Genomic DNA, 24,691 nt, shown 5'->3' on the forward strand with positions numbered 1-24,691 from the left:
CCATGAGACTGCATCGCCTTTCCCCTATTATATTTGTAAAACCTGTCTTACTCTGCCGAACGGAGCAAGGTTTCCAGCTGGGCCGTGTATTCCTCAGGCGTCAGATTGCCGCCATAGAGCTGCTGCGTCATATCGCGGTATTCCTGACCTGTATCTGCCGACAGCAGGCCGAACCACATCGCTTGAGTTTTGGCTGTTTTGCTGATATCGGAAGCATAAGCGGAGAGCTGCTCATTCTGCGACTCCGATTTCACTTCGCTGGCAGCATAGCCTGGCAGGCCTTTGCGTACGAACTCATCATTGAGCTTAAGGGACAGCTTAATTGCGAATTCCTTGGCTTTGTCGAGATGCTTGGAGCTGTTGTTCACGAACAAGGAGTAAGGAGCCGCCGAGTTCTGGAAGCCGATCGTTGCACTGTAGACATCCTCTGCACCAGTCTTCGGGAAAGCGATATATCCGAGATTATCGCCCATGGCCTTCGACAGCGCGCCGAAGTTGAAGCTGCCGTCAATCCAGATCAGAGCCTTGTCGTTCTTGAACAGCTCCTGGGCATCCAGGTAAGCCGAGCCGAGGAAGCCCTTCTGGAAGGCATTGCTGCTTACCAGGGTGGCTACTTGCTTCGCTGCATCTACAAATGGAGCATCTGTAAACTTCGCATCGCCCTTAAGCGCGTTGTCGAAGGCGTTAACGTCCTGGCGCGCTACGAGCAGGTTGTACAGCAGATCGCCTTGCCATCTTTCCTTGCCGCCCAGGGCGATCGGGATGATCCCTTTATCATCGGCCTTGGTTACAAGCGCCTGAAGATCGTCCCAGGTTGCCGGAGGCGTAGCGCCGAGATCGCTCATCAGCTTTTTGTTATAGTAGAAGACCAGGGTTGTACTGATGTTGGAAGGAACGGAATAGATATTGCCGTCTTCCTCCTTCACCAGCTGGTTGTCCAGAAATTTCGCGCCAAGTCCCGTAGAATCCAGGGTATCGTTCAGAGGAGCTACCGTTTTGGATTGCAGAACAGGTGTCCGGTAGGACTTCCCGGCATGCTGCTGGAAGACATCCGGCAGCTCATTGGCAGCCAGCGCAACACTGATTTTGGTCTTGTAGGTCTCATCCTGTATGTACTCATAATTCAAATCCACGCCGACTTCCGCTGCGGTAGCCTCAGCAGCAGCCTGATACATCGGATCTGCATCGAACATCCATAAGGAGACAGATTCCTTGCCTTCCGCCGCTTTCGCATCCTGATTCTGAGTTGCCTCTTCGTTACCGTTAGCTCCTCCGCAAGCACTAAGCACTACACTGCTAAGCGCGATGGATGCAGCAACTACCCCAAGCTTTTTTCCGAACATTTGTGTTGGACCACCTTTCAATATTTCGGGTTTTGACTTACAGGTATCATCTTAACAAGTGAACCGCCGTGTACGAATGGAGATATATTGGTTCTAACAGTAAAATTTTTAGGTGTGTTAGGTAACTTTACACTCAATTTACGGGGCGTTCCCATGTTAACGGCAGCTTTACACAGGGTTAACTTTAATCAGTGAAAAGTTATTCAAACGAAAAAGCCCGGCTGCAAAACACCGGACTCTAAGTATAGCTGCTCTTTAAGTATCCGAATAGGAACCGCCGTATACGGTATTCGGAGTCATTCCGTAGCGTTTCTTGAAGCATTTGCTGAAATAGAACGGGTCTTTATAGCCCACCTGCCGGGCAATCGTCGCAATCTTGGGTGCCGGGGCTTCCTCCCCGGAGGCCCCCTGGCTGAGCAGCTTCATGGCCTCGCCAAGACGGACGTTCGTCACATATTCCACAAAAGACTCGCCGGTCTCCTTCTTGAACGCATGGCTTAAATAGCTGGGATTCACAAACAGGGCGCTGGCCGTACTCTGGAGTGACAATGTGTCCTCAGCATAATGCTCCGTCACATAGGCAATGGTCTTGCCGATTAAGGCAGTGCCGCTGCTCTGCCGCTTCGGCGTACGGACATCGCCTGCCTGCGGCTCCTGCACATCCCCGGCTTTGATTCTGAGCCGGTTGATGTAGCGCTCGGCCTCCCACTTCTCCGTCAGCTGCGTCCGGATCGTGCGGAGGGCCTGTTCGACAGCATCCTCATCCACGGGCTTCAGCAGGTAATGGTCCGCTCCAAGCGATATGGCCTGCTGGGCATATGAGAAATTATCATAGCTGGTGATGAAAATCAGCTTGGCCGCCGAATTCAGCTTCCGGACCTCCTGAATGAAATCAAGCCCGTTCATATTCGGCATCTCAATATCCGTAATGATAAGATCAATCGGCTGATCCCCGATGATCTGCAATGCGGCCGTGCCGTCATCCGCTTCTGCGGCCACCTCGAACCCGGCGGCCTCCCAGTCCACCAGACGGATCAGGAGCTGCCTGAAATAATATTCGTCATCCACAATCAGGACGCGGGCTATCGGTGCTGTACTCATAGTCTGACTGTCCCCTCTTCCTGTTCGTTCGTCTGCTTAAGCAGCGGCAAGCGCAGCTTCACTTCTACGCCCTTGCCCGGCTCAGAGGTTAGTAGGATTCCATAGGCTCCGCTGAACCGCAGGCGGATGCGGTCTTGAATATTTCGGAGTCCGAAGCTGTACCTGTCTGCACTGTCATGCCCGGACCAGATCCTCCGCTGCTGCTCTTCGCTCATGCCTTTGCCGTTGTCGCGGACAGTGAAGCAGAGAAGGCTCTGTCCATTCGTGGTTTCCGCTTCGCAGGTAATTTCACACCAGCCTCCGTCCGCCATCCCTCTAATGCCATGGTGGATCGCATTCTCGACCAGCGGCTGAAGCAGCATGGTCGGCACCAGGCAGGACTCCAGCCCCGGCTCGAACCCTATCCGGTAGTTCAGCTTAGGGAAACGGATCTGCTGAATATACAGGTAGCTCTCCAGATGCTTCTGCTCCTGGGCCACCGTAATCAGTTCCTGTCCGTTGCTAAGTGATATCCGGTAGAACTCACCCAGCGCCTTCAGCATCTTGCTGATGTCCTTCGCCCCCGACATCACCGCCATTGCACGGATCGTATCCAGTGTATTGTATAGGAAATGCGGCTTGATCTGCGAATAGAGCAGCCGCAGCTCCAGCAGCCGCTTAGTCTGCTCTTCTGTCTCCACCTGAACCATCAAGCCCTGGATGCGCTCCACCATTTCATTGAAGGTAGCTCCGAGCCGCCCGACCTCATCCTCAGAATCGGCGGCGGCGCGCCGTTCCAGATTCCCGCTGCCCACCTCGACAATTACCTCACTAAGCTGGCTGAGAGGCCGGGTCAGCCGGCGGGCGAACAGAATAGACAGAAGCACTGCCGACAGGATGCTGATCAGGCCGAACCCGACCAGCAGCAGGGCGATTTTCCAGTATCCGTAGGTTAGCTCCGATATCGTCACCAGCTGGACTACCTTCCAGTCATAGGGAGCGAGACTCTGCATGGATACTAAATAACGGTCTCCGGCGATCTCCTGGGTCCTGGTCCCTTGTGAGATGGACTTGACCCAATCCGTCAGGGATTCCTCCGGGACCGGCTGGTTCACCCTTGAGGCTTCATTCGCAGAGATGATTCTTCCATACCGGTTAATGACCAGCGTAGCGCTCTCCGGGTTCTGTTCATTATGATAGAGGCGGGCAAGTGTCCGCTCGTCAATGTTGACATAGATATAGCCAAGCGGGGTCCCCTTCTCCATGCTCTTAATGACCCTGCCCACACTGATCATATTCTTATGCTTCATCCCGGACAAAAAGGCAGGCTTCAGCGAATCTGCCCAGACTGCCCCGCCTCTGGCTGCATCGATCTCCGCTTTGGGGTAGATCCCCAGACTCTCCCGGGTCACGCCGGTCAGATTGGAGGTGTAATAGAGATTGCCGCTCAAGGATTCTATAATTACGGAATCAATATTGGGCTCGGTTACTAGCATCGCTGCCAGTGTATTGTAGATGGACTTCAGTGCAGCAACATCATTGCCGGCACCGATATCGCTGCTGAGCAGCTTCTGGGTGTCCTGATTGATCAGCACGAACTTGGTGAAATTCTGGACCGACTGGAACACCGTCTCCATCGACTGCTTGACCAGTCTCACTTCCTGCTGTGAGCTTGCCGTGGTTCTCTCCAGGGTCTGATTGAAGACAATCCGCTGAATGCTGACCATGAAAATCACCAGTGCCAGCAGGACAATCAGGAGGTTGCTTAGCAGAATCTTCCGCCGCAGCGGCATACTTCCGCTGAATAGAAAGGGCATATGCGCCCTTAACCTCTTCAAGAGGGATGGATATGGCATGAACCGCTTCATCGTTCCCTCCGTTATATGTATGGTTGTACATGTATTATACACAAATTACAACAACAGAAAAGCAGCGGCTCTCCATAACTTAGAGAACCTCTGCTTGCGGGGATTTGGCTTCCTCAGACTTCTAAGGTAGCATTCACAATCTCATTCAGCTTCTTCAGCTCGCTGGCCATCGGCGTAATCACTGAGCGGACCATATGGGCCAGCGGCTTGCCGAGAATATACTTGCTGAAGTTCTCCAGGGTACCCGACGGGCTCAGATCGAGCAGCAGCCGCGGCCCGCCGGCAGTCAGACCCTCCAGGGCTCTGCGGAAATTCATCGGCTTCCTCACCACATCCCACAGGAAGGATTCATCCACCGTCTGCACATTTTCCCCGGTCATGGCCGATACCAGTGTCACTCCCGGAGCAGGTGTCTTGTAATCGATCTTTTGCATATATGTACGGTAAGGCTTCTCCAGTTCATCGATGAATGCGGAATGGAAGGCGTAGTTCACAGGCAGCTTCAGACTGGCTACACCCTGTGCTCTGAGGAACTGCTGGATTTCGCCGGTATGCCCGCTTCTGCAGGCGATGGTGAAGTGCTTGTCGAAATTCACAGCGATCAGCTCGGAGCGGGTGTTCAGCTCGGCGTTCCGGTGATAGAGCTGCACATGATCCAGAACAGCAATCATCGCGCCGTTGTCGCAGGTATCCTCTAGCAGCCGTACTTGCGTCACAATCAGCTCCAGCACCTGTTCAGGCGTCAGCACCTTAGCCACCGCCAGCGCAACATACTCCCCGAGACTGACTCCCAGCGTGTAGCGTGGGGTTATTCCCTCAGCCTCCAGAGTCTCCACGAGCGCGTATTGCACCATGAAGATTGCAGGATGGGAAAAGACAATATTATCGAAGCTGGCGCCCTTACCTCGTGAGTTCTGATACAGCTCTTGGATCACGCTCTTGCCGGTCAGCTGATGAACAATCCGGTCCAGGCGTTCCATCGATTGCCGGAATACCGGCTGCTTCCCGAACAATTCAAGCCCCATTTTATTATATTGCGAGCCTTGCCCGGAGAACATAAATACGATTTCGCAGTGCATTTCCGTCCCCCCCCTGATTGTAGAGCGGCTTATTTGAAATCAAGCAGCCGGGCATTATTCTTACGGTTCCTGAATTTCACAAAATGATTGATATCATCAATCTGGAAATACAGATTATTTTTGTAGAGATAGCTCATCTCTTTGCCTGGCGGATCGCCGAAGGAATGTCCCGGGTATACCCGGGTGCTGGGAGGAATCAGCCGGATGAGCCGGTGGATGCTGTTGAACATATCCTCAGCCGAGCCTCCGCTACTGTCGCATAAGCCGCAGCCTTCAATAAATACCGTATCCCCGGAGAACAGATGGTCTTGCCCCCAGTAACAGACACTTCCCTGCGTATGGCCGGGCGTCACAAGACAGGTAATCCGTGAATCACCGATACGAATGAGGTCCATGTCTTCGACGGTTCGGAGCCGGTTGCAGCGGTATTTATAGTAATCTGCCTCGGTTTTGGAGATGTAGACAGTGGGACGGTAGAGCAGTTCAAGCTTCTTCACCATATTGGTATGATCAAAATGAGAGTGGGTCAGCAGAACAGCCGTGACTGTGGCCTCATGCGAATCCAGAATACGGATCATCTGCGATACATCCCAGGATGGATCAACTACAAAAGCTTTGCGGGAAGTCTTGTCAATACCGAGATAAGCGTAGTTCAAAAAATTCATGCAATGCGTTTTAATCGTAAACAGATCATAGGTTGCTTCCATGCCCGCCTCCTTGAAGATTTGATAGATCTAATTACCATAATTTACAGGATGAATCTACTAAATTATCATCTACTTTTTCACGAACTGTCAATGAATGTTATTGCTTCCATACCAAAAAGTCTGCAACCTGAGATTGCAGACTTTTCCACATTTCGGATTATTCTCTTTAAGCAGGATATCCGCCCCCTGGCGGAGGCCAAGCCCCTTGCAGACGGCGGAGCAGAACAATCTCCCCCAGATGGTAGGAGTTATGAGAGGCAATGTTGCGCAGGAGGCCACCCTTGGTCTCCCCTGGAAAATGGGCTAACGCCTCGTTAAGCTGGACGGTCTGAGCAATGGCAACCGCCTTATCGACCCCTTCCAGCAGATGTGTAATCGCTTCTTGAAGCTGCGCCTCATCTGCTGGAGCCTTCTCCGCAGGCCAGCTCTCCTGTGCACTTGCAGGCGGCTGCGGGCGGCCGCCCTCCAGATGGGTCAGCATGAAGTCCTGCCAGTAGCCCATATGCTTCACCAATTGATAGATGGAGTAAGGAATTCCTTCTATTGTATAAACTGCAAGCTCCAGTGTCAGATCCGGCAAGGCCCGGGCGATCGGAATATGCCCGCGCTCTCCCACCAGAGATTTCACCAGCGCTTGACCAAAAGCATGATTGGATTCGGACATCAGTATGCTCCTCCTATTAATTGCGCGAAATATAATTTATGGAAACCAAATATAGCCGGATTCTAACGATTTGTCAATGCTGATATCGAATCTAATTTGCAGCACAAAAAGCGAAACGCTTGAAGCTCCGTTCCGCTTTTTGATCTCAGGCTATGGTGTTCCATTCCAGTTAACGCTTATAAAGTACGCAGAATACCTAACAGCTCCTCCGACATTCTGCTTACTTCTTCTACAGAAGCATTGACCTCTTGTGTCAAAGCAGCCTGTGCTTCGGTCAAGCTGGACATGCCGTTAATGGTGCTGATAATATGATCGATGCGGTCATTCATCTCCTGCGTAGTTTTCTCAATATTATTCGAAGCCATCTTGCTGTGGTCTGCAAGCTTGCGCACCTCACTTGCCACAATAGAGAAGCCCCGGCCATACTCCCCCGCATGAGCAGCTTCAATGGAAGCATTCAGCCCGAGCAGACTGGTCTGATTCGAGACCTCGCTGATGAATTTGGTGATTTCTTTGGTTTCATTCGTTTTTTCTTTCACATCTACTGCAGCCTTGTAGGATTGCTCCTGGACTTCGGCGATATCCTGTGCCTGCTCTGTTACCGATACAATCCCGTGAACAATCTCGTTAATCGCAGTCAGCAAGCCTTCCATCTGCAGGTTTACCCGCCTAATTGTATCCTCTTTATTGATTTCCTGCGTAATATCACGAATCGTTCCTGCTACCCGCAGAGGGATACCCTGCTTGTCCCGGATCGTTTCACCGCCTGCGTGATACCAGCGATACTCGCCATTTTTGGAGCGCAAGCGGTAGTTCACTGTATAGTCCGTCTGCCCGGTGTAATCATTCAGATGATTGGCGAAGGCGTCCAGCGTGGGCTGAAGATCCTCGGGGTGTAGCTGGTTGCTCCAGCTGCTTAACAGGTTCGGGAAATCATGCTCGCCTTCAAAACCAATCGTTCTGCGGAATTGCTCCGACCACCAGAACTCATTATCCGGGTTGACCGGATCGCCTGCGATAACCACCATATCCCAAGGTGCTTCCACCAGGGCGCGGTTCACCAGATCATAGCGGACCACCAGGGCGCCCAGCTCGTCCTGCTTGATTTTTTTATCATGAATATCCAGCAAAGCTCCGGCTACCATAATAGGTGATCCGTCAGCGGCACGTACGGTTGTGCCCGTCGCCTGGAACCATTTGTACTCGCCTGCTTTTGTCTTGAGCCGGTATTCAATGTCGTATTTGATCGTGCCCGTCCGGTCCAGCATATGATCTGCGAACAGCTGCAGTACGCCCTCTTTATCCTCGGGATGAAGGCAATTGGACCAGCTCTCCAGCACATTGGGGAAATCATGCTCATCCGTATAGCCGATCATCCGGCGCAGCTCATCGGTCCACCTGAACTCATTGAGCGGATTCACCGGATCCCCCTCATACACATCCATTTCCCACAGGGAGATCTCAATCGCTTCAGTGATCATCTCCAACCGAACCTTGTAATAGTCCTCACGCTTATGTATCACGGACGTTAGTCGCGTTAACAATGCTTGCAGTTCACCTGGGGCTGCATCATAAGATGTATCGGATAACGCTTCTTCCCCCCGTTCAGCCCGCTCCACATAGTTTTTTAATAGTCCGATCAGCTGATGGTCTGTTTGGGGGGGCGCACCTGCGGGGGTAATTCCTTTGAATTTGTTCAGAATGGACATATAATTTCATTTCTCCTCATCTAGTGGTGTCAACTGCATCGGGAAGACTAGAATGAGTATATAACACGTATGAGATTTAATATATAAATTTATATTTAAAATTTAATATAAAACAGCGGCAGAATAAGACTTGACAAAAAGCCTCAGACTGCCGCTGTTATTTGACTAAACGTTTCCCGGTTTCCGGTTGAGTTAGTTCACTTGTATGCTTTTCAATATTTCATTGAATTCCGCCTTGGCTTGTTGACTAATCTTTGCTGGAAAAGCTGATAGCAGGGTATAGATTTCATTGTTTTTCTCGAATAGAATCATTTGAAAAATGAGTTTTTCATCTGCATCGCTCAAAGTATAGGTTAACTGCTTCGCATTGATTTTTCCTGCCTTTACGGACTGTTCCGTGATTTTCGATGTATTCTTGTCCGTTATATCTTTTTTGACAAAGCTAATATATTGTTCGAAGTTCATATCTAACGCACTCTTACTATAATGGCTAATAACCAGCATAATCTTCTCGGGTGAGATTAAGAGCAACTGGTGATCTACTGCATTCTCTCCAGAAGAAGTTACGTCACTCCAATCACTATAGCCTGTGACTTGGATTTTTTTATCCTTCGTTGTAAAAGGCTGCTTAGTAGATATTATGGCGGTTTGAATCTCCGCGAGCCAGTTCACCTTCGCATCCACGGCTTCGCCGATGAAACGCAATGGAACGTAAGTGCTGCCTTTGATGTTAGCAGGAGCTACGGTCAGTTTTTTCTGATTGCCATTAATCTCAGCAGTAGTTGAACCCAGTTTAAGCTTGATCAGCGTACCGGGTTTGCTTCCTCTGATTGTTTGCGTTGTGGAATCCCATTCAACCTTCAGTCCCAATTTTTCAAAAATAGTGCGGAATGGAACCATTACAGATCCATTTTGCCGGATGGGTGGAGCTTGGAATTTAATACTCTCGCCATTTAACTGCACCATGATTTCGTCAGGATTTGCAGGCGGTGTGGCTTCTTGGGTATCTTCATCAAGCACTTCGACGCCTTTGGCAGCGAGCTCGGTCAGAATTTTCTTTGCTCCTGCATTCAGAGGATTATTGCTGATTGAAACCTCCTTAAGCTTCGGAAGAGTGGTTAAGACGCTAATGTCCTCGACCAGATTATTATCAAAGTACAGATGCTCCAGTTCCGGGTGATTTCTTAGCGGTTCAAGCGACTGGATCTGGTTATCGCTGATCATTAACCAATTCAGCTTGACCAACGATTGAATGGGCGACAGGTCCTTCAGCTCGTTGTTGCTGACTAACAAGTCTTTCAAATTAGTTAACCCTGCTAGTGCATCAAGCTTCTCTATGTTGTTTGCATCGAGATTAAGCTGCTTCAGTTGGGATAGTGCTTGCAGCGGTTCAAGCCCAGTGATCTGATTGTCATTCAGAGCCAGGAAGGTAATTTTATGTAGATTTTGAAGGGGCTCAATGTTGGTAATGCCCAGCCCTGGGAGCATTAAGCTTTTTATATTAACAGCGTGCTCCAGTCCGCTAAGACTGTTAATTTTCTGCTCAGGATCACTAGGATAGAGGGAGGTTAAGGTCTGCAGATCTTCTTTGGTAAGGGGAGCGGCCGGCTTCTTCAGCTCGGCACGAATTGCCTGTTCCAGATTCTTGTCTGAGATTAGTGCGGCTTCTGCAAATACGGATGGAATAGAAACGAAGCATAGCAGGAAAGCGAGTACAGTGGTGGATACAAGTTTGATTATCTTACACAAAATAAATTCACTCCTTGAAATGTCATAGTGACTTGATTCGACATTTGTCTACCATTTCCTTTAAAGAGTATAAGGGATTACTCTACAAAGTATCCTTTGACAGGTATCATCTACTAAGAAGACCACACCCAAAAAGGCACCCCGCTGACGAGGCACCTTACCTTGAATGTGAGATTATAGACTATTGAGATAGATTGAATTACCGGAGAAGGTGCGCTTACACCTCCAGCTCCTCCGGGGTCCAGTGCAGCTGAACACCGAGCGCAATCAATTGCTGCTGATAGGCCCTTAGATGTTCCGCTGATTCCCTGACTGCCGATGGTTCGACCTGCTGCCTGCTGGCATAGGCCGCGAGGGTGCCCGCCGCTTCGCCGATATTCCATTCTGTGGGATGCAGGCGGTAGCAGCCGTTCGCAATCTGGGTCATGGATATGTTCTTGCAAGCCGGGAGCAGGTTCTTGACCCGTACCGGGATCAATGATCCGAGAGGAATCTCATAAGGATGGTTCGGGATATAAAAGGTACGCTGGCTCACTGTCGTGGGATGAAGATCCAGATGATAGCTGCCTACCCCTACGCTATCCTCATAACGCTTAGGCCCGGCTGGTCCGCGCAGCTCCTTGCTCACATCCTGCTCTGCTATCGTGTACAATCCGCGGATGCGCCGGGATTCCCGGATATAGGGGGCCTTGGCCAGCCCATCTTCTGTGCCGAGCACATCTCCGCGCAGGCGCACGCCCGGATAGCCCTGCCCGCCGTCCAGGCGGGGCGCTTCGGTCTGGAGCCAATACACGAGTGAGAGGGTAAGCTGTCTCGCCCCCTCCAGGTGCCGCTTCCGTTCCTCCGGCGATACGCCGATAATTGACCCGGCATAGTAATCGTTCAGTGCCCAGTTCAGCAGGGTGACTTCGCCGTCATTCAGCGGCTCCGTCCAGATGGCCGGGTCTACGATCCGCCGGTAATCCCACAGGGAGACAATCCCTTGCTCATTCGGGAACATCGTGAACTGCTTCAGCTTGCTAGTATCGTCTGCATCCGAAGCGAACCAGCTTAAGATCGGATACTGCGAGAACGATGGGACATATTCGCGCCAGTAATCATAATCTCTTGGACGCGGGATTGTATAGTCTCCATCCGGCACATAGTCCACCGCCGCCACGTGGGTAATCGACTGCATGTCGAGCGGGTCTGCGGCTTCCAGGGCGTGCGGCTCCCCTGTCTCACTGCGGGCTTCAGCGCCGCTGACATGCTCCACTCCGGCCAGCGGCAGCAGATCGCCACACTCCGTGGCATCCAGATAGTAGGCTCCCCGCAGCCTGATCAGGTCACTGCCTGTTCCCTGCCGAACGGTGACTCCAGTAACATAATCCCCTTCCGTATCGGCCGCGACTGGCACCGTATGATAGAGCACCTCAATCCGCCCGGTATTCACATACGGGGCAAGCATCTCCTGCAGAACAGCCAGTGCTACCTTCGGCTCATGTGCCAGCCGGCTGACCCAACCGTTGCCGGGATTCAGTATAGGATTGCTCCTGGAATCTTCTGTAAGCGGATAATTCCGCCTGTAATACTCCCTGACTCTGCTGCGGAACTCCCGGTAAGACGCGGTACTGCCCGATTCCTCAATCCAGCGGTGCTCATCCGGCGGCACGGCCTGGGAGGTCAATTGCCCGCCCAGCCAGTCCGTCTCCTCTGTCATAAGCACCCGCAGCCCGGCTTTGGCTGCGGCCAGCGCCGCCGCCGTTCCTCCAAGTCCGCCGCCGATAATTACTACATCCGAACGCTTCTCCTGTTCGCCAGCCATCTCTCCATCTCCTCCCTGCCTCAGCAGTTAGATCTGTCTTTCGCCTTCGTCCCGGCGCAGCCGTTCCAGAGCCAGCCGGGCCGCGCCGAAGCAGCCTGCCCGGTTGCCCAGCTCTGCTGGCACGATCCGGGCGGCCAAACTGCCGCCCGCCTGCCCGGCCAGCAGCGGCCACCAGACCGCGCGGCTCTGAACGACCCCGCCGCCGATAATAATCAGCTCGGGGTCTACCGCCGCCCCGATGTTAGCTGTCACCAGCGCAAGATCCGCTGTGAAGCGCTCCAGCACCGCCAGCGCTGACGCGTCGCGCTGCTCCGCCGCCGCCATAATCTCCCGCCCGTGCGCATACGCCCGGCCGGTCTCCTCCCGTGCCAGCCGCAGCAGCGCCTGGCCGGACACATATTGCTCCGCGCAGCCGCGCTTGCCGCAATTACAGGGGCGACCTCCCGGCACCAGCACGCTGTGCCCCCAGTCGCCACCGCTCCAGGCGGCTCCGCGCAGCAGCCGGCCTTCCGCCAGATTAGCCCCGCCGACCCCGGTGCCCAGGGTCAGCATGACCAGGCTCGCCCTGCCGCGTCCCGCGCCCAGCCAGGCCTCGCCCAGCAGCGCCGCGTTGGCATCGTTATCGGCCGCCGCAGGCCGTCCGAACGCAGCCGTTGCCCACTGCGTAAGCTGCATCCCCTGCCAGCCGGGCAGATTATCGGTGGCGTAGACCACCTCGCCCGTATCCGCATTCACCCTGCCCGCCGAGCCAATCCCCAGCGCTTCCACCGCAGGATGACCAGCCAGCAGTTCCTCCACCAGACTGTGGAGCTGGCCGAGAATAACCTCCCGGCCCAGCCGGGCCTCCGTGTCTCGCCCGGCTTCCGCCAGAATCGTTCCCGCTTCATCGGTCACAAGCCCCTTGATGCCTGTCCCCCCGATGTCCACACCTATGACTTGCCGCATTCGCACCACCTCCAACTACTGCGTCTGTACCACACGGAAACGGCGCTGCCATCCTTGTAGGATAGGTACCGTTTTAGGGCTTAAGTTTCAGCTCATAAGTGACACCTCATATATCTCCATTCGCCTGCTATCTGACGGCATAGAGCATAATCCCTGAGTAACAATACACTTATAATCGGTTTTCAGATTACATCTGACCATCTGCCCTCTCGCGAGCGCATTGTAATCGGTTTTTCGATTACATCTGGCCGTCCGCCCTCTCACGAGTGCATTGTAATCGGTTTTCCGATTACATCTGGCCGTCTGCCCTCTCACGAGTGCATTGTAATCGGTTTTCCGATTACATCTGACCGTCCGCCCTCTCACGAGTGCATTGTAATCGGTTTTCCGATTACATTCCGCCGTCCGCCCTCTCGCGAGCGCATTGTAATCGGTTTTTCGATTACATTCGACCAACACGCCGCCCCAGGCTCCAATGTGTTCGGTTTTCCGCCTGCACGCCTCTTTCTCATACCCCTACCTCGACAGACGAACTCAACGCCCCCTATATCACCCACGCTGTTCCCTTAACCGGAATGTAATGCATAATTCACTATCCCTTCATTTCTCCCAGTCGTTTCATTTCTCCCTACCGCTTCATTTCCCCCGCAACCTAGTAAATCCGGTCAATGACCGCCCGGGCGGTCACCTCCTTCATCCTCTTGGTCTCTTCGGCATGGAGCTGCTCCAGTCCCTGGCAGAGCAGGTCGATAATGAACAGCTGGGAGACCTTAGCCCCTACAGAGCCGCCTTCCAGCGGGGATTCCTTCCCGGCCGTCAGCAGCACAATGTCGGCAATGGAAGCAATCGGAGACTTGGCATAGTTAGTCATGGCAATGACTTTGGCTCCGTTCTGCTTGGCCTTCATCAGCATGTCATTCGTATCCAGTGTGCTGCCTGATACACTGATGCCAAATGCCACATCGCCCGCTCCCATCGTCACCGCCATCATCGACTGAATATGGCTGTCGGAATTGGCTTCGACACGCCGCCCGATCCGCAGGAAGCGGTTCTTGGCGTCCAGTGCCGTGATCCCGGAAGAGCCTACGCCGAAGAACTGGACATACCGGGCCTGATCCAGAGCGTCTACCGCCTGCTGCAGCTGCTCCCGGTCCAGCATGCCCAGGCTCGATTGCAATACACCCACCATTAAGTCATACAGGTGGTCGGCGTAATCCCCTCCGCCTGCCCCCTGCTCGCCATCCGCCAGAGTCTGCCGCTTCGGCAGGCCCTGGGCCAGCATCAGCTTGAAATCCTGATAGCCCTTGAAGCCGATTTTGCGGCAGAAGCGCATCACCGTGGTCTCGCCCGTTCCGGCAAAATCCGCCAGCTCAGTCACAGACAGATAGATCAGATTATCCGGATGCTCAAGCACACACCGGGCTACCTTTTGCTCAGACTTGGTCATGGACGGGTAATACGTGTTGATCCGGTCATTCATTTCCATTACGGTTCATCCTCACTTTTCTCGCCGCTGCTGCGAACGGCCGGGTGATCAGCTGCGGCCGGGTAATTGCGGAGCCTACCACCACCGCATAGGCCCCCAGGTCCAGTGCTGCCTCCACTTGGGCGGGCTGGCTGATCCGGCCTTCGGCAATCACCGGAATCTTAAGCTGCTGTGCAGCCTGCTCCAGCAGCTCCAGATTCGGCCCTTCCTGCTGGCGGGAATACGGTGTATATCCCGACAAGGTGGTTGAGACGCAGCTGACTCCAAGCGACTCAGCGTATAGCGCTTCCTCCAGAGTGGAGATATCCGCCATGGAAGCCGCCGGGCTTGCCGTGAGCAGGTCTATGATCTGCTCCAGTGTACAATTCCCCGGCCGGGTCTGCCGGGTCCCGTCAAAAGCTATAATATCCGCCCCCGCCTCCAGCAACTCCTCAGTCTCTCTAAGCGTAGGGGTAATATAGACGTCCGAATCCGGGTAATTGCGCTTCACGATACCGATCACCGGCAGCGCAACTGCCTGCTTGATCGCCCGCACATCTGCCGCCCCGTTCGCCCGGATGGCGATGGCCCCGCCTTCCGCTGCCGCCACCGCCATCCGGGCCATAATCTCCGGCCCGTGCAGCGGCTCGTCAGGCAGCGCCTGGCAGGATACAATCAGCCCCAGATGCAGTTTTTCCAGTATATTTTTGCTCAGGGTCCCCACCCTCTCTCCTTATATTCTATATCCATTGAACAAGTACAACATCAGAATTCAACTAGTAAGAATTACTGTAACCAGCCGCATGCCAAGGGCTTGCGATGCCCCGTGTAAGGTACACGCGATATGCTTAAGTGCATTCTGTACAATTAAATCATCTGATGTTCGGCCTATGATCCGTTTAGCTGTATTTTGTACATTTAAAATGCCTGCAGCGCCTGTGTTTTGGCTCATTTGGGAAATTTAGTTGTACAGACTACATTTAGAGGAGTATATCCTTCTATTTCATTGTTTTTAATTGCACAGAATACACCTATCTCTGAATGTTCGCTTCAATTGTAAATGAACCATTCAATGGATAGAGCCAACCTGCCCTCACGATGGCACATACTGCACAGTTAAGCCCACCTCGAACATCCGGTTCCATGGCATATAGCAGTCGGTAATCTTAACGCTTCCCGATGGACTGTCGATCCGTACAGTCAGCTCCTCACTCAGCCGTTCCTGTACACGGGCAGCCACACGGCCGCGCGGTCCGTCCAGCTCATATTTGCCATACCCCATCTCCTGCACGGGTCCTTCACTGAGCTCTCCGCGCACTACTGAACAATAGCATACATCCTCGGCATAGCGGAGCGCCAGGAAATCCAGATGTCCTTGTGTACGTCCGTAGATCAGATAGATCATCGCCTGCGAGATTACGGTTCCAAGCGAATTGGAGCTGGTATTCCAGGCTGCATATCCGGCCAGATCGAACAGGAGGTTCTTCTGCCGCAGCATCTTAACCAGCTTCTGGTCACCGCCATTGGCATACCCCACATCTGCTACAGCCACCGGTATCTTCCGGTCAAGAAGCAGATACTCCCCGTACTCTACAAGTTCCATCAGGTTCCGGTATACGTCATAACTGTGAAAAGCATGCTTCTGCGACACCGCCTCCTCCATCGTCTCACCCGGCGTACTGACCAGCAGAACCAGGTCTGCCTCGGCAGCACTGGATGCGATCAGCCCCCCGGCGGCCAGAATCTGATATTTCAGCGTCTCATAGAAAAAGCGGTCCTCGAACAGCGGCGTCACGAATGCCCCCTGCACAGCGGACAAACGCGGGTAGATCAGCGGCCTCCGTCCTTCGGAATTGTTCAGCATCCGGGCAAGCAGCGTGCAGCCTACCTCATCTGCTCCCGGATACATATAGACCTTAAGCTCCAGATCAAGCGCTGTGATCCGAGAGCGAACCTTCTCCTGATCCTTGGCGGTATGCCCATACGGCGCGGAATCATCCTGCGGCACAATCATGAAGTCGATCACCCCGTCCCGGACCAGCTCCAGCGCCTGCTTGTTCGCTTCAATATTAATCGCCCGGCGGCTAAGATAATCCTGCAGCACCTCTGGCGGGAGCCGGAGATCGATATCGGCCAGCTCACGAATCTCCTCATCGGTGGCGATGCCCAGCTCCAGCCGGTGGCCGATGAAGCCCTTGCGGAAGAGCTCCCTGCCCCAGTCGGCATAATAATCCGGCTCCTCATCCGAGAGCGAGTACTGCGGACAACGCATAATCAGCTGGAATGCATACAGCTTCAGCTGCGGATAACGCCGCCTGATCTCCCGCAGCCGCTCCAGGCGTGCAGCCAGCACTTCAAGCTCCAGCTGGTGCAGCCGCGAGGGAATAATGCCGCCGTAGAGCAGCGTATCCAGCGCGACCACCGCACCGTCCGCCCCTTCGCAGGCAGACTCGAACCACGACCACAGCTGCTCCACATCTCCAGGGCGCTTCTTCAGGCCCATAATCCCGGCAGGCGGACGTTCTACTGTATAATCTGTTCCCTGAGCCAGCAGATAAGGAAATTCATAATTGCAGGGCCGCTCATCCAGCGGAACCAGAATCAGCTTATGGTGCTTAGACATACTGGTCCCCCTCCTTTGTCTCTGCCTTCATCTCAGCTGTGGTCTCCTTCTCCATCTCAGGCAGCCCGATCCCCAGCGCCTCAGCCGCACGCACGGCCGGATCACTGCCGAGCCGTACACCATAACTGCGGCAGCGTTCCAGGCACTTAAGCACATCTTTCCCAGCCAGCGGCTCCTGCGTATTCTCCAGTTGTCTGCGCACAGCCCGCCACAGCGCAGCATCCGCTATGGCCCGGCGCAGCCACGGGCCCGCCTCTTCTATGAACTTGGCATTGTCTAAGCTGCCTAGCCGTACCGCAGTCTGCTCCAGCCTGCTGAAATAAGCATCCAGCCGCTCCAGATCGCGCTCCTCCAGCGCATCGTCCAGCTCCGGGTAGCCGCCGGAATACAGGCGGCTGTTCAGATTTTGGCGGCAGAAGAACATCATGTCCTCCGCAAGCGCTCCGGCGAATTCGCGCACGGACAGCTCCCAGGACAGCTCCGGCATGTAACGCTCGCTGTTCCACATATAATGGGCCATCGTGTGAAGCGTGATCTTGGAGCATTCCCACTGATTCATCGGATTGGCAACGACCGCTGTATGCCCGTAATTGCCGAGCCGGGAGCTGCGCCCGCGCACCGGATCAAGGAACAGCCGGTCCTTATCGCAGTCATTCACCGGAATATTGTCCCACAGCCACAGCTCATGCCCGTAAAAACTGTAATTATCCTCCGCATGCCCCCGGCCAATTTCCGGAGCGAAGACGAAATAGCCGGTCCAGAACACTTTGACAGCGGGATGAAGCTGCTCCCGGATATCCTTTTTGTACTCCGTATTCCAATACGACCAGTATTCCGAAGGACACATAGCCAGGGTGAAGTGCGGCAGACATCCGGCTAAGTAATCATAGATCCGGTTCGTCACATAGGCATGGGCGGTCCCGGAGCGCTCCAGGAACTGCTTGTTGTCGCCTTGGAGCACATAATCTATGTCATCCATCAGCAGGGCGAAATGCCGCACTCCAATCGCGATCATCGCGGCCAGCTTCTCTTCCAGCCTAGCGAAGTCCTCCTTGCTGCGGAATTCCAGATCATTGCCCGGGCTAATACAATAGTAGAAATCCACCAGATGCTTGTCGCATTCCTGCTTAAGGTCATGAATCCCGGCGAAAATGTCGTCCGGATACGGCTCACGCCACAGCTCCCGGTGATACGGATCATCCTTCGGCGCGTACATGAAGGCGTTCATCCGGTGCCCGCTCATATATCTGACCGAATCCATCCGGTCCGCGAAGCTCCAAGGCACGCCATAGAACCCTTCAATAATTCCACGCACCGGAAAAGACGGCTCATCCTCCACCGTAACCACCGGCAGGCGGCAGCAATCCTCCTCCACGGTCAGGAGCATTGTCAGCGCATCCAGCCCGTACTTCAGCCCCCGCCGGTTAGACGCAGCAACAACAAGCTTGGCATCTTCTCCAATCACCAGGCGGTATCCGTCCGCAGCAAGCCCGCCGTCATACTCCAGCATCAGCTGCGCATTCCCCTTATCGGCGGTGGCTACGCCCGGTCCGGCTGGCTCCAGAATTACAATTCCTACGCCTTCAGTAAGCAGCCCGTTTACATCCTGATTCATCGCATACCGCGAAGCCAGCTCACAGCGCAGCTGCGGGCCCTCTACCACCAGCTCTTTCCCTTGCGTATAATAGTCGCGGAACAGATATTGGCAGTCCCGTAACGAAATTCCCATTGAGTTATGCCTCCTTAGTTAGCCTTTTATCGCGCCGGCAATCCCTTCCATATAATACTTCTGCGTGAACAGGAACACGAGGATGATCGGCAGCACCGAGATCATGGTTCCGGCGGCAATCCAGCCGAAGTTATAGGAGAATTGCCCGTTCAGATACGTAAGCGCCGCAGCGAGCGGATACTTCTCCGGGTCCTCCAGGACGACAATCGGCCACAGGAAGTTGTTCCAGAACGCCATGACCTCCAGTAATCCAATCACCGCAATCCCCGGCTTGACGAGCGGCATGACCAGTTGAATGAAGATGCGCAGCTCGGAAGCCCCGTCCATTTTACCCGAATCCCGAATGTCTGCCGGAATGCCCAGGAACGTCTGCCGCATCAGGAAGATATTGAACACGGACACCGCTGCCGGAAGAACAACGCCGAAGAACGTATTGCCCAGCTGAAAAGCCTGAATCGTCAGATAATGCACAATCATAGCGGTTGCCGACGGAATAATCATGGTCGAGATCAGCAGCGTGAAGACCAGGTTCCGGCCTTTGAACCGGAAGGCTGCCAGCGGATACGCCGTCAGACAGGATAGAATAATGTTGAACACGACTCCCAGCAGCGTGATGATGACCGTATTCAGAATGTAACGCGGAAAATTCATGAAGTTCCACACCTGCACATAGTTGTCGAACGCAATAAAGGTGGGCAGAATGGCCGGCGGGTTCGCAAACACGTTGCGCCCCGGCATCAGCGAGACACTGAGCAGCCACAGGAACGGCCCCATCATGAACAGGGCAAGCAGGATCAGCAGCAGATAAGTGATTAGAACACGCAAGCTACGCGGCATCAATAGGAATTCACCCCGCCTTTCCGGTTCAGTCTGAATACGAGTACACTAAGCGCTCCCACCATCACACTGACGATCAGCCCGAGCGCCGAGGCATAGCCGAAGTTGAACTGCTCCAGCCCTTTTTGAAAAATATAGACGCTTGAAGTTAATGTAGACGTCCCCGGTCCGCCCTTGGTCAGAATGTAGACCTCATCGAACACCCGGATCGCACCCATCACAGAGATCAGCGTGCAGAACAGAATATGCGGGCGCAGCAGCGGCAGCGTCACATGTACAATCAGCCGCAGCGGCCCTGCACCATCCACTCTTGCGGCCTCATACAGATCTGCAGGAATGCCTTGAAGCCCGGCCAGATAGAGCATCATGTAATAGCCGAGGCCCTTCCACATCGTAATGAACATTAGAACATACAGCGCCGTGCTGCTCGTCGATAGCCAGGAGACCTGCTCACTGATAATCCCTGCCTTCAGCAGCAGGTAATTGACAACTCCGTTATTGCCGAGCAGCCAGCTCCAGATCAGCGCCACCGCAACCATAGAGGTCACGACCGGTATATAGTAGGCGGCCCGGAACATTTTGACTCCAGGAATCCGGCTGTTGACCAGAATCGCCATTAAGATCGAAATGATCTGGATCACCGGCACAATCAGCACATATACCAGTGAATTCCACAGTGAAATCAGGAAATTATGATCCTGGAAGGCCCGGGTGAAGTTATCCAGACCTACATAATTCGTCTCTGTAATGACAGAATAATCTGTCAACGAGAGTGGTATGCCGTAAATAATCGGCCAAAAGGTAAACACCGCCAGAAACAGCAGCCCCGGCGCCATAAACGCCCATGCGGTAAAAGATTCAGACCGAAACCCCTTGTACACCCGCTACACCTCCCTCTCCTTCAATCCCCCGCAAAGTGAGGCTTTCGCTTCGCTGTTGACTCAGGTACTTTGCGGGGACCGATTATCTATTCATTGGGGAGTAATCCCCCCCATCCAGCTATGCTTCAGCAGCTTAGGAGCCCTGACTGATAATAGTATTGACTTCCTTCTCCACCTTGTTCAGCGTCTCCTTGATATCCGCGCCGTTCATCAGAATCTCCTGCAATCCCCGCGCCAGCGCAGAGTTGATATCTGCGGCGCTTGGAACGCCGACCATGTAATCGGTAGCCTTATCCAGACTCTGCGAGGAAGCCACCTTCGCTTCAGCTTCCAGAGAGCCGTCAGACTCGGTGAAGAACGGATCCTGAATGGACGCCTTGCTCGATGGCAGCGTGTTGGCGGCCTTGGAGAAGGCTGTCTGGTTCTCGGCATTCGTAAGGAAGGCAGCGAATTCCACCGCCTGCTGCGGGTTCTTCGACTTCTGCGGCACGACCAGATTCATCGAATTGGAGAGACGCAGGTTCGCCTTGCCTGTCGGCAGCGGGACCGCAATGGTATTCTTATAGACATCCGGCGCAGAGGTCTTGATGAAGTTGATGAACGTTGGCCCGGACAACTGGAAGGCTACCTGCTCACCGGAGAAATACTGAATCTGCTTGCTGAAATCCGCGTCCTCCTTCAGCACTACCCCTTCCTTCATCAGGTCGCGCATCTGGATAATCATCGCCTCTGCTTCCGGCGTATTGAAGGCAGCGGCTGTCTTGTCCTCATTCAGGATTGAGATGCCGTCGATGGGGAACAGCTTGGAGACCAGCTGCTGGGCATACCCGGCTGCTCCGGTCTTCTCATGAACCTGACGCGCCCACTCCACCAGCTCCTCACGGGTCTGCGGCGGACTGGCCGGGTCGAGGCCCGCCTTTTCCACCAGCTTCTTGTTCATGAACAGCACCTCGGTGCCAGTATACCAGGGAAGTGCATAAGCCTTGCCATCGAATACAGTGGAATTATAAATGCCCTCGAAATAACTCTTCGCCTGCTCATCCGTCAGATACTCGCTCAGATTCAGCAGCGCTCCCTTGCTGCCTAGCTGGCTGGCGAACTCGGTGTTCAGATTCACGACATCCGGGCTCTTGCCGCTGGCCGTGCTGGTCAACAGCCGCTGCGAGATGGCGTCATAGGGATAGTCCTTCCACTCCACCGTTACTCCGGGGTGACTGCTCTCATACTGAGTGATCAGATTATTGAAGTAATCGTTGAACGTCGGCTGAAGTGCAATCGTCCAGAATTCAAGCTTCACCGGCTCCGCCGCAGCTGTAGCTTCAGCGCCCGTGCCGGGTTCTCCGGTGCTTCCGGCATCCGGTGTCCCCTTCGTATTGCCATTTCCTCCGCAAGCCGCAAGCAGCATAGACATGGTCAGCAGCAGCGATACTGTGAAGCCCTTTCTGTTAGTTCCCACACCACATTCCCCCTCAGATTAAGTGTAAGGCGAGCGCCCTTCCCGCGTCAGGATTCCTGACTTATTGCTCCCTCTTTGCAATGAGTATAGCAGAAATTTTAATTAAATGAAGTATTTTTCCTAAAATAAATTAAAAAAAGAAATAATTTTTCTTTTTTATGCCCGCAAAATAGCCCCCGCCAACACCGGAAGCATCTTCCCGGCAAGCGGAGGCTGTGCATAGAATATAATAGAATAGATTACACCACCACATCGGTTACGCCCATCACCATCGCGCCGGTAATGTTGTATTCACCAGCCCGCTAATATAGAAGCCATTATCTGCTGCGAGAGCTAATCTTTTACCGGTGTGGAAGGGTGAAGCTGCTGGATGAGCAATACTCCGTCATATTGTTCGCGCGGGATCATTGTCTCATCGAGGACTCCCCATGCCTTGGCAGTACGCGGGGTGTACATCCATTCCGTGGAGGCGCTTAACGTGTTATCTCTTAAGTTAATAAACTGCGCAGCGCCTGCTCCTGCACCCATAATCTCTTCTAGACTTCCCTTGTCATGCGGCATAATCTGCTCCACCTTACCGTTGTTCTTGTGCGCACTTCCTTCATAAGCATATAATCCGATCACATAGTTATCTTGCTTCAGGGACCAAGGCAGCAGCTCCCCCATCGTAGGATAGGGTGTCTGATCATAACCGAATCCATTATGCTCGGTAATCATCGTAGAATTGTGTTTGCGGATATGGTAGTTGTGTCCCCACAGAATAATCTTTTCCCCCGGATAGGCTGTGTTTGCGAGCCAAGCCACATTCCCTGCCATCACGCGATCTCTCTCATAGCTCCCCTGCTTAACGTGCTTATCCGGGTCTGTCCCGGCCAGCAGCTGTACAATATGAGGATGGTAATAATCCAGCATATCGATCCTGTTCTGGAGCACACGCTCAAGAGTCGGCACCAGCTTGGGTTGTTTGGGATAGACTTTGCTTAATGAAGCTTTATGCTCTTTCACGAATGCCTGGAAAATCATATATTTGCTCTTGATTGCATCCTTCTGGGCTGTAAACTCTCCGATATCATCAATCATATTAAGCTTCAAATACCATTCTTCCGTCCGGGTAAACGCTTTTGCTTTAGAAGAGTCCACCCCGGCAAACCATTGTTCAATAAATGTAATAAAAAAGTCCGTGGTGGCTTGGGAGTCAAACCCGGTCAGCATCAGCGGATGATCTGTACGGCTCTGCTCCGCTATGTACTCGAACAGCGGCAGATTCTCTTCTACCTGCCATACGCCGTAGATGGAGTTCTCCATCAATTGCTGCGGCTTCAGCTGCTGCACCTGCGTATACGCTGCGGCAGCATCCGCCAGGTTGGACTCGAAGGCGATGACGTTATATCCGAGCTTCTCATGCAGGTACTTAATCAGCCGGACCTTCACCGTGTTATATTCGGCGGCTCCATGCGAGGCTTCGCCCAGGCTCACAATCCGTTTATCCGCCAGAATCGGCTGAAGAAACGCCAGATCGGAATAAGTGTCGCCCTTCTCAGCCTTAACAGTTGTGATGATGTTCGAAGTAGCCCGGACGTTATCCTTCCAGCCGGCCTCTGCGGACATCGTACTCTTAACGTCAGCTGCAGGCGCCCCTTCCGCATGCACAGCTCCCCTAACGGTAATTAGAGTGAAACTGCACAAGACTGCTGACAAAACTGCTTTGCGAAGCAATGGATTCATGATGTTAACCCTCCCTTTGTATATGTACATCAGCTTATCAGGTGAAGGTTAAATCGAGCGTACTGCCCTGTTTAAAATTAGTTTAAAGCCGGACAGCTGTGGCCCAATGTATTCGGTTTTTTGCATACGGTTGAACCCCAAAAAAGCCCTTGAAAGTATCAAGGGCTGTAATGCCGTACGCCTGCGCTTATTGCTGAATTGCTTTGAACGACTCGGTCTGGCGGGTAATTCCCTGCTCCGCGGCGAAGCGCTCGATGCTTGATGCGCCGAAGAATCCGTGGATGCCCTTGGTCCGCTGAATGACATAAGCCGCATCCTCCGGCTCGGCAATCGGGCCGCCGTGGCAGATAATCATAATCTCCGGGTTGACCGCCCGTCCGGCTTCGATAATCGCCTCGATTCGCTCTACACAATCGTCCAGTGTCAACGCGGTTACTGCGCCGATGGTGCCCTTGGTAGTGAGGCCCATGTGGGCGACCAGAATATCAGCGCCCGCCTCTGCCATGGCCCGTGCCTGTTCAGGGTCGAACACATACGGGGTGGTCAGCATATCCAGCTCATGGGCGATACGGATCATTTCGACCTCAAGGCCGTAGCCCATCCCTGTCTCCTCCAGATTCTGGCGGAATACGCCATCGATCAGCCCAACTGTTGGGAAATTCTGCACACCGCTGAAGCCCTGCTCCTTCAGCTGCTTCAGGAATACCTCCATCACCCGGAACGGGTCGGTGCCGCATACCCCTGCCAGAACGGGCGTATCCTTGACGACAGGCAGCACCTCCGAGCCCATCTCCACCACAATCTGATTGGCGTCTCCATAAGACAGCAAGCCTGCCAGCGAACCGCGTCCCGCCATTCTGTAACGGCCGGAATTGTAGACAATCAGCATATCCGCTCCACCTGCCTCACTGCTCTTGGCGGTAATCCCCGTGCCTGCCCCGACACCGAGAAGAATCTTGCCCGCCTTCACCTCTTGCTTGAATCTATCCATAATCTCAGCTCTGGTCTGCTTATTCATTAGTAGCTC

Annotated in this window: 20 protein-coding genes; all 20 read right to left on the reverse strand. The window is 53.6% G+C overall.

Features of this window, described 5'->3' with window-relative positions:
- Positions 1-47 precede the first annotated feature (47 nt).
- On the reverse strand, positions 48-1,343 hold the full coding sequence (locus MKY96_RS12285; RefSeq protein ID WP_340940709.1) for an ABC transporter substrate-binding protein: 1,296 nt from the start codon (positions 1,341-1,343) through the stop codon (positions 48-50).
- A gap of 255 nt (positions 1,344-1,598) precedes the next feature.
- Complete coding sequence (locus MKY96_RS12290; protein WP_340940711.1) at positions 1,599-2,444, reverse strand: response regulator transcription factor; 846 nt, start codon at positions 2,442-2,444, stop codon at positions 1,599-1,601.
- On the reverse strand, positions 2,441-4,261 hold the full coding sequence (locus MKY96_RS12295) for a sensor histidine kinase (protein WP_340940713.1): 1,821 nt from the start codon (positions 4,259-4,261) through the stop codon (positions 2,441-2,443). The genes MKY96_RS12290 and MKY96_RS12295 overlap by 4 nt, the downstream gene beginning before the upstream one ends.
- 143 nt (positions 4,262-4,404) lie before the next feature.
- Positions 4,405-5,370: an acyltransferase domain-containing protein gene (locus tag MKY96_RS12300; RefSeq protein ID WP_340940715.1), complete on the reverse strand. Its 966-nt coding sequence runs from the start codon at positions 5,368-5,370 to the stop codon at positions 4,405-4,407.
- 29 nt (positions 5,371-5,399) lie between these two features.
- Positions 5,400-6,077, reverse strand: a complete 678-nt coding sequence (locus MKY96_RS12305) for an MBL fold metallo-hydrolase (RefSeq protein WP_036726939.1) — start codon at positions 6,075-6,077, stop codon at positions 5,400-5,402.
- Between the two features lie 166 nt (positions 6,078-6,243).
- Complete coding sequence (locus MKY96_RS12310; RefSeq protein ID WP_340940717.1) at positions 6,244-6,741, reverse strand: DinB family protein; 498 nt, start codon at positions 6,739-6,741, stop codon at positions 6,244-6,246.
- Between the two features lie 176 nt (positions 6,742-6,917).
- Entirely contained in the window at positions 6,918-8,450 is a 1,533-nt protein-coding gene (locus MKY96_RS12315; protein WP_340940719.1) for a methyl-accepting chemotaxis protein, read from the reverse strand.
- Positions 8,451-8,642: 192 nt separating this feature from the next.
- Positions 8,643-10,199, reverse strand: a complete 1,557-nt coding sequence (locus MKY96_RS12320; protein WP_340940720.1) for a stalk domain-containing protein — start codon at positions 10,197-10,199, stop codon at positions 8,643-8,645.
- A gap of 217 nt (positions 10,200-10,416) precedes the next feature.
- A complete protein-coding gene (locus MKY96_RS12325) occupies positions 10,417-12,003 on the reverse strand; it encodes an FAD-dependent oxidoreductase (RefSeq protein WP_340940722.1) in 1,587 nt (528 codons plus the stop codon).
- A 27-nt stretch (positions 12,004-12,030) separates the two neighbouring features.
- Positions 12,031-12,948 carry an ROK family protein gene (locus MKY96_RS12330; RefSeq protein WP_340940723.1) on the reverse strand — a complete coding sequence of 306 codons (918 nt, stop codon included), beginning with the start codon at positions 12,946-12,948 and terminating at the stop codon, positions 12,031-12,033.
- Positions 12,949-13,310: 362 nt separating this feature from the next.
- Entirely contained in the window at positions 13,311-13,460 is a 150-nt protein-coding gene (locus MKY96_RS12335; RefSeq protein ID WP_340940725.1) for a hypothetical protein, read from the reverse strand.
- 140 nt (positions 13,461-13,600) lie between these two features.
- Positions 13,601-14,434 carry a MurR/RpiR family transcriptional regulator gene (locus MKY96_RS12340; RefSeq protein WP_076075369.1) on the reverse strand — a complete coding sequence of 278 codons (834 nt, stop codon included), beginning with the start codon at positions 14,432-14,434 and terminating at the stop codon, positions 13,601-13,603.
- On the reverse strand, positions 14,421-15,128 hold the full coding sequence (locus MKY96_RS12345) for an N-acetylmannosamine-6-phosphate 2-epimerase (protein WP_340944543.1): 708 nt from the start codon (positions 15,126-15,128) through the stop codon (positions 14,421-14,423). Before MKY96_RS12345 ends, MKY96_RS12340 begins: the two co-directional genes overlap by 14 nt.
- A gap of 378 nt (positions 15,129-15,506) precedes the next feature.
- Entirely contained in the window at positions 15,507-17,036 is a 1,530-nt protein-coding gene (locus MKY96_RS12350; RefSeq protein WP_340940727.1) for a DUF4127 family protein, read from the reverse strand.
- Complete coding sequence (locus tag MKY96_RS12355) at positions 17,029-18,765, reverse strand: protein O-GlcNAcase (RefSeq protein WP_340940729.1); 1,737 nt, start codon at positions 18,763-18,765, stop codon at positions 17,029-17,031. Before MKY96_RS12355 ends, MKY96_RS12350 begins: the two co-directional genes overlap by 8 nt.
- Before the next feature lie 18 nt (positions 18,766-18,783).
- Positions 18,784-19,602 (reverse strand): carbohydrate ABC transporter permease, encoded by an 819-nt coding sequence (locus MKY96_RS12360; protein ID WP_081751222.1) that lies wholly within the window; start codon positions 19,600-19,602, stop codon positions 18,784-18,786.
- A complete protein-coding gene (locus MKY96_RS12365) occupies positions 19,602-20,483 on the reverse strand; it encodes a carbohydrate ABC transporter permease (RefSeq protein WP_076075377.1) in 882 nt (293 codons plus the stop codon). Before MKY96_RS12365 ends, MKY96_RS12360 begins: the two co-directional genes overlap by 1 nt.
- Before the next feature lie 133 nt (positions 20,484-20,616).
- Complete coding sequence (locus tag MKY96_RS12370; RefSeq protein WP_340940730.1) at positions 20,617-21,939, reverse strand: ABC transporter substrate-binding protein; 1,323 nt, start codon at positions 21,937-21,939, stop codon at positions 20,617-20,619.
- Positions 21,940-22,272: 333 nt separating this feature from the next.
- The gene (locus MKY96_RS12375) at positions 22,273-23,664 is read right to left on the reverse strand and encodes an erythromycin esterase family protein (protein ID WP_340940731.1); all 1,392 of its coding nucleotides are present in this window, start codon (positions 23,662-23,664) and stop codon (positions 22,273-22,275) included.
- A gap of 187 nt (positions 23,665-23,851) precedes the next feature.
- Positions 23,852-24,682, reverse strand: a complete 831-nt coding sequence (locus MKY96_RS12380; RefSeq protein WP_209990660.1) for a phosphoenolpyruvate hydrolase family protein — start codon at positions 24,680-24,682, stop codon at positions 23,852-23,854.
- Positions 24,683-24,691 lie beyond the last annotated feature (9 nt).

This window comes from Paenibacillus sp. FSL R7-0302 (assembly GCF_038006885.1).
GTDB lineage: Bacteria > Bacillota > Bacilli > Paenibacillales > Paenibacillaceae > Paenibacillus_AQ.

Bases quoted from the DNA above. Each gene is read 5' to 3' on its own strand.
- MKY96_RS12285 (WP_340940709.1), bottom strand. From the start codon at position 1,343: ATGTTCGGAAAAAAGCTTGGGGTAGTTGCTGCATCCATCGCGCTTAGC.
- MKY96_RS12290 (WP_340940711.1), bottom strand. From the start codon at position 2,444: ATGAGTACAGCACCGATAGCCCGCGTCCTGATTGTGGATGACGAATAT.
- MKY96_RS12300 (WP_340940715.1), bottom strand. From the start codon at position 5,370: ATGCACTGCGAAATCGTATTTATGTTCTCCGGGCAAGGCTCGCAATAT.
- MKY96_RS12305 (WP_036726939.1), bottom strand. From the start codon at position 6,077: ATGGAAGCAACCTATGATCTGTTTACGATTAAAACGCATTGCATGAAT.
- MKY96_RS12310 (WP_340940717.1), bottom strand. From the start codon at position 6,741: ATGTCCGAATCCAATCATGCTTTTGGTCAAGCGCTGGTGAAATCTCTG.
- MKY96_RS12315 (WP_340940719.1), bottom strand. From the start codon at position 8,450: ATGTCCATTCTGAACAAATTCAAAGGAATTACCCCCGCAGGTGCGCCC.
- MKY96_RS12325 (WP_340940722.1), bottom strand. From the start codon at position 12,003: ATGGCTGGCGAACAGGAGAAGCGTTCGGATGTAGTAATTATCGGCGGC.
- MKY96_RS12330 (WP_340940723.1), bottom strand. From the start codon at position 12,948: ATGCGGCAAGTCATAGGTGTGGACATCGGGGGGACAGGCATCAAGGGG.
- MKY96_RS12335 (WP_340940725.1), bottom strand. From the start codon at position 13,460: ATGAGAAAGAGGCGTGCAGGCGGAAAACCGAACACATTGGAGCCTGGG.
- MKY96_RS12340 (WP_076075369.1), bottom strand. From the start codon at position 14,434: ATGGAAATGAATGACCGGATCAACACGTATTACCCGTCCATGACCAAG.
- MKY96_RS12350 (WP_340940727.1), bottom strand. From the start codon at position 17,036: ATGTCTAAGCACCATAAGCTGATTCTGGTTCCGCTGGATGAGCGGCCC.
- MKY96_RS12355 (WP_340940729.1), bottom strand. From the start codon at position 18,765: ATGGGAATTTCGTTACGGGACTGCCAATATCTGTTCCGCGACTATTAT.
- MKY96_RS12360 (WP_081751222.1), bottom strand. From the start codon at position 19,602: ATGCCGCGTAGCTTGCGTGTTCTAATCACTTATCTGCTGCTGATCCTG.
- MKY96_RS12375 (WP_340940731.1), bottom strand. From the start codon at position 23,664: ATGAATCCATTGCTTCGCAAAGCAGTTTTGTCAGCAGTCTTGTGCAGT.
- MKY96_RS12380 (WP_209990660.1), bottom strand. From the start codon at position 24,682: ATGAATAAGCAGACCAGAGCTGAGATTATGGATAGATTCAAGCAAGAG.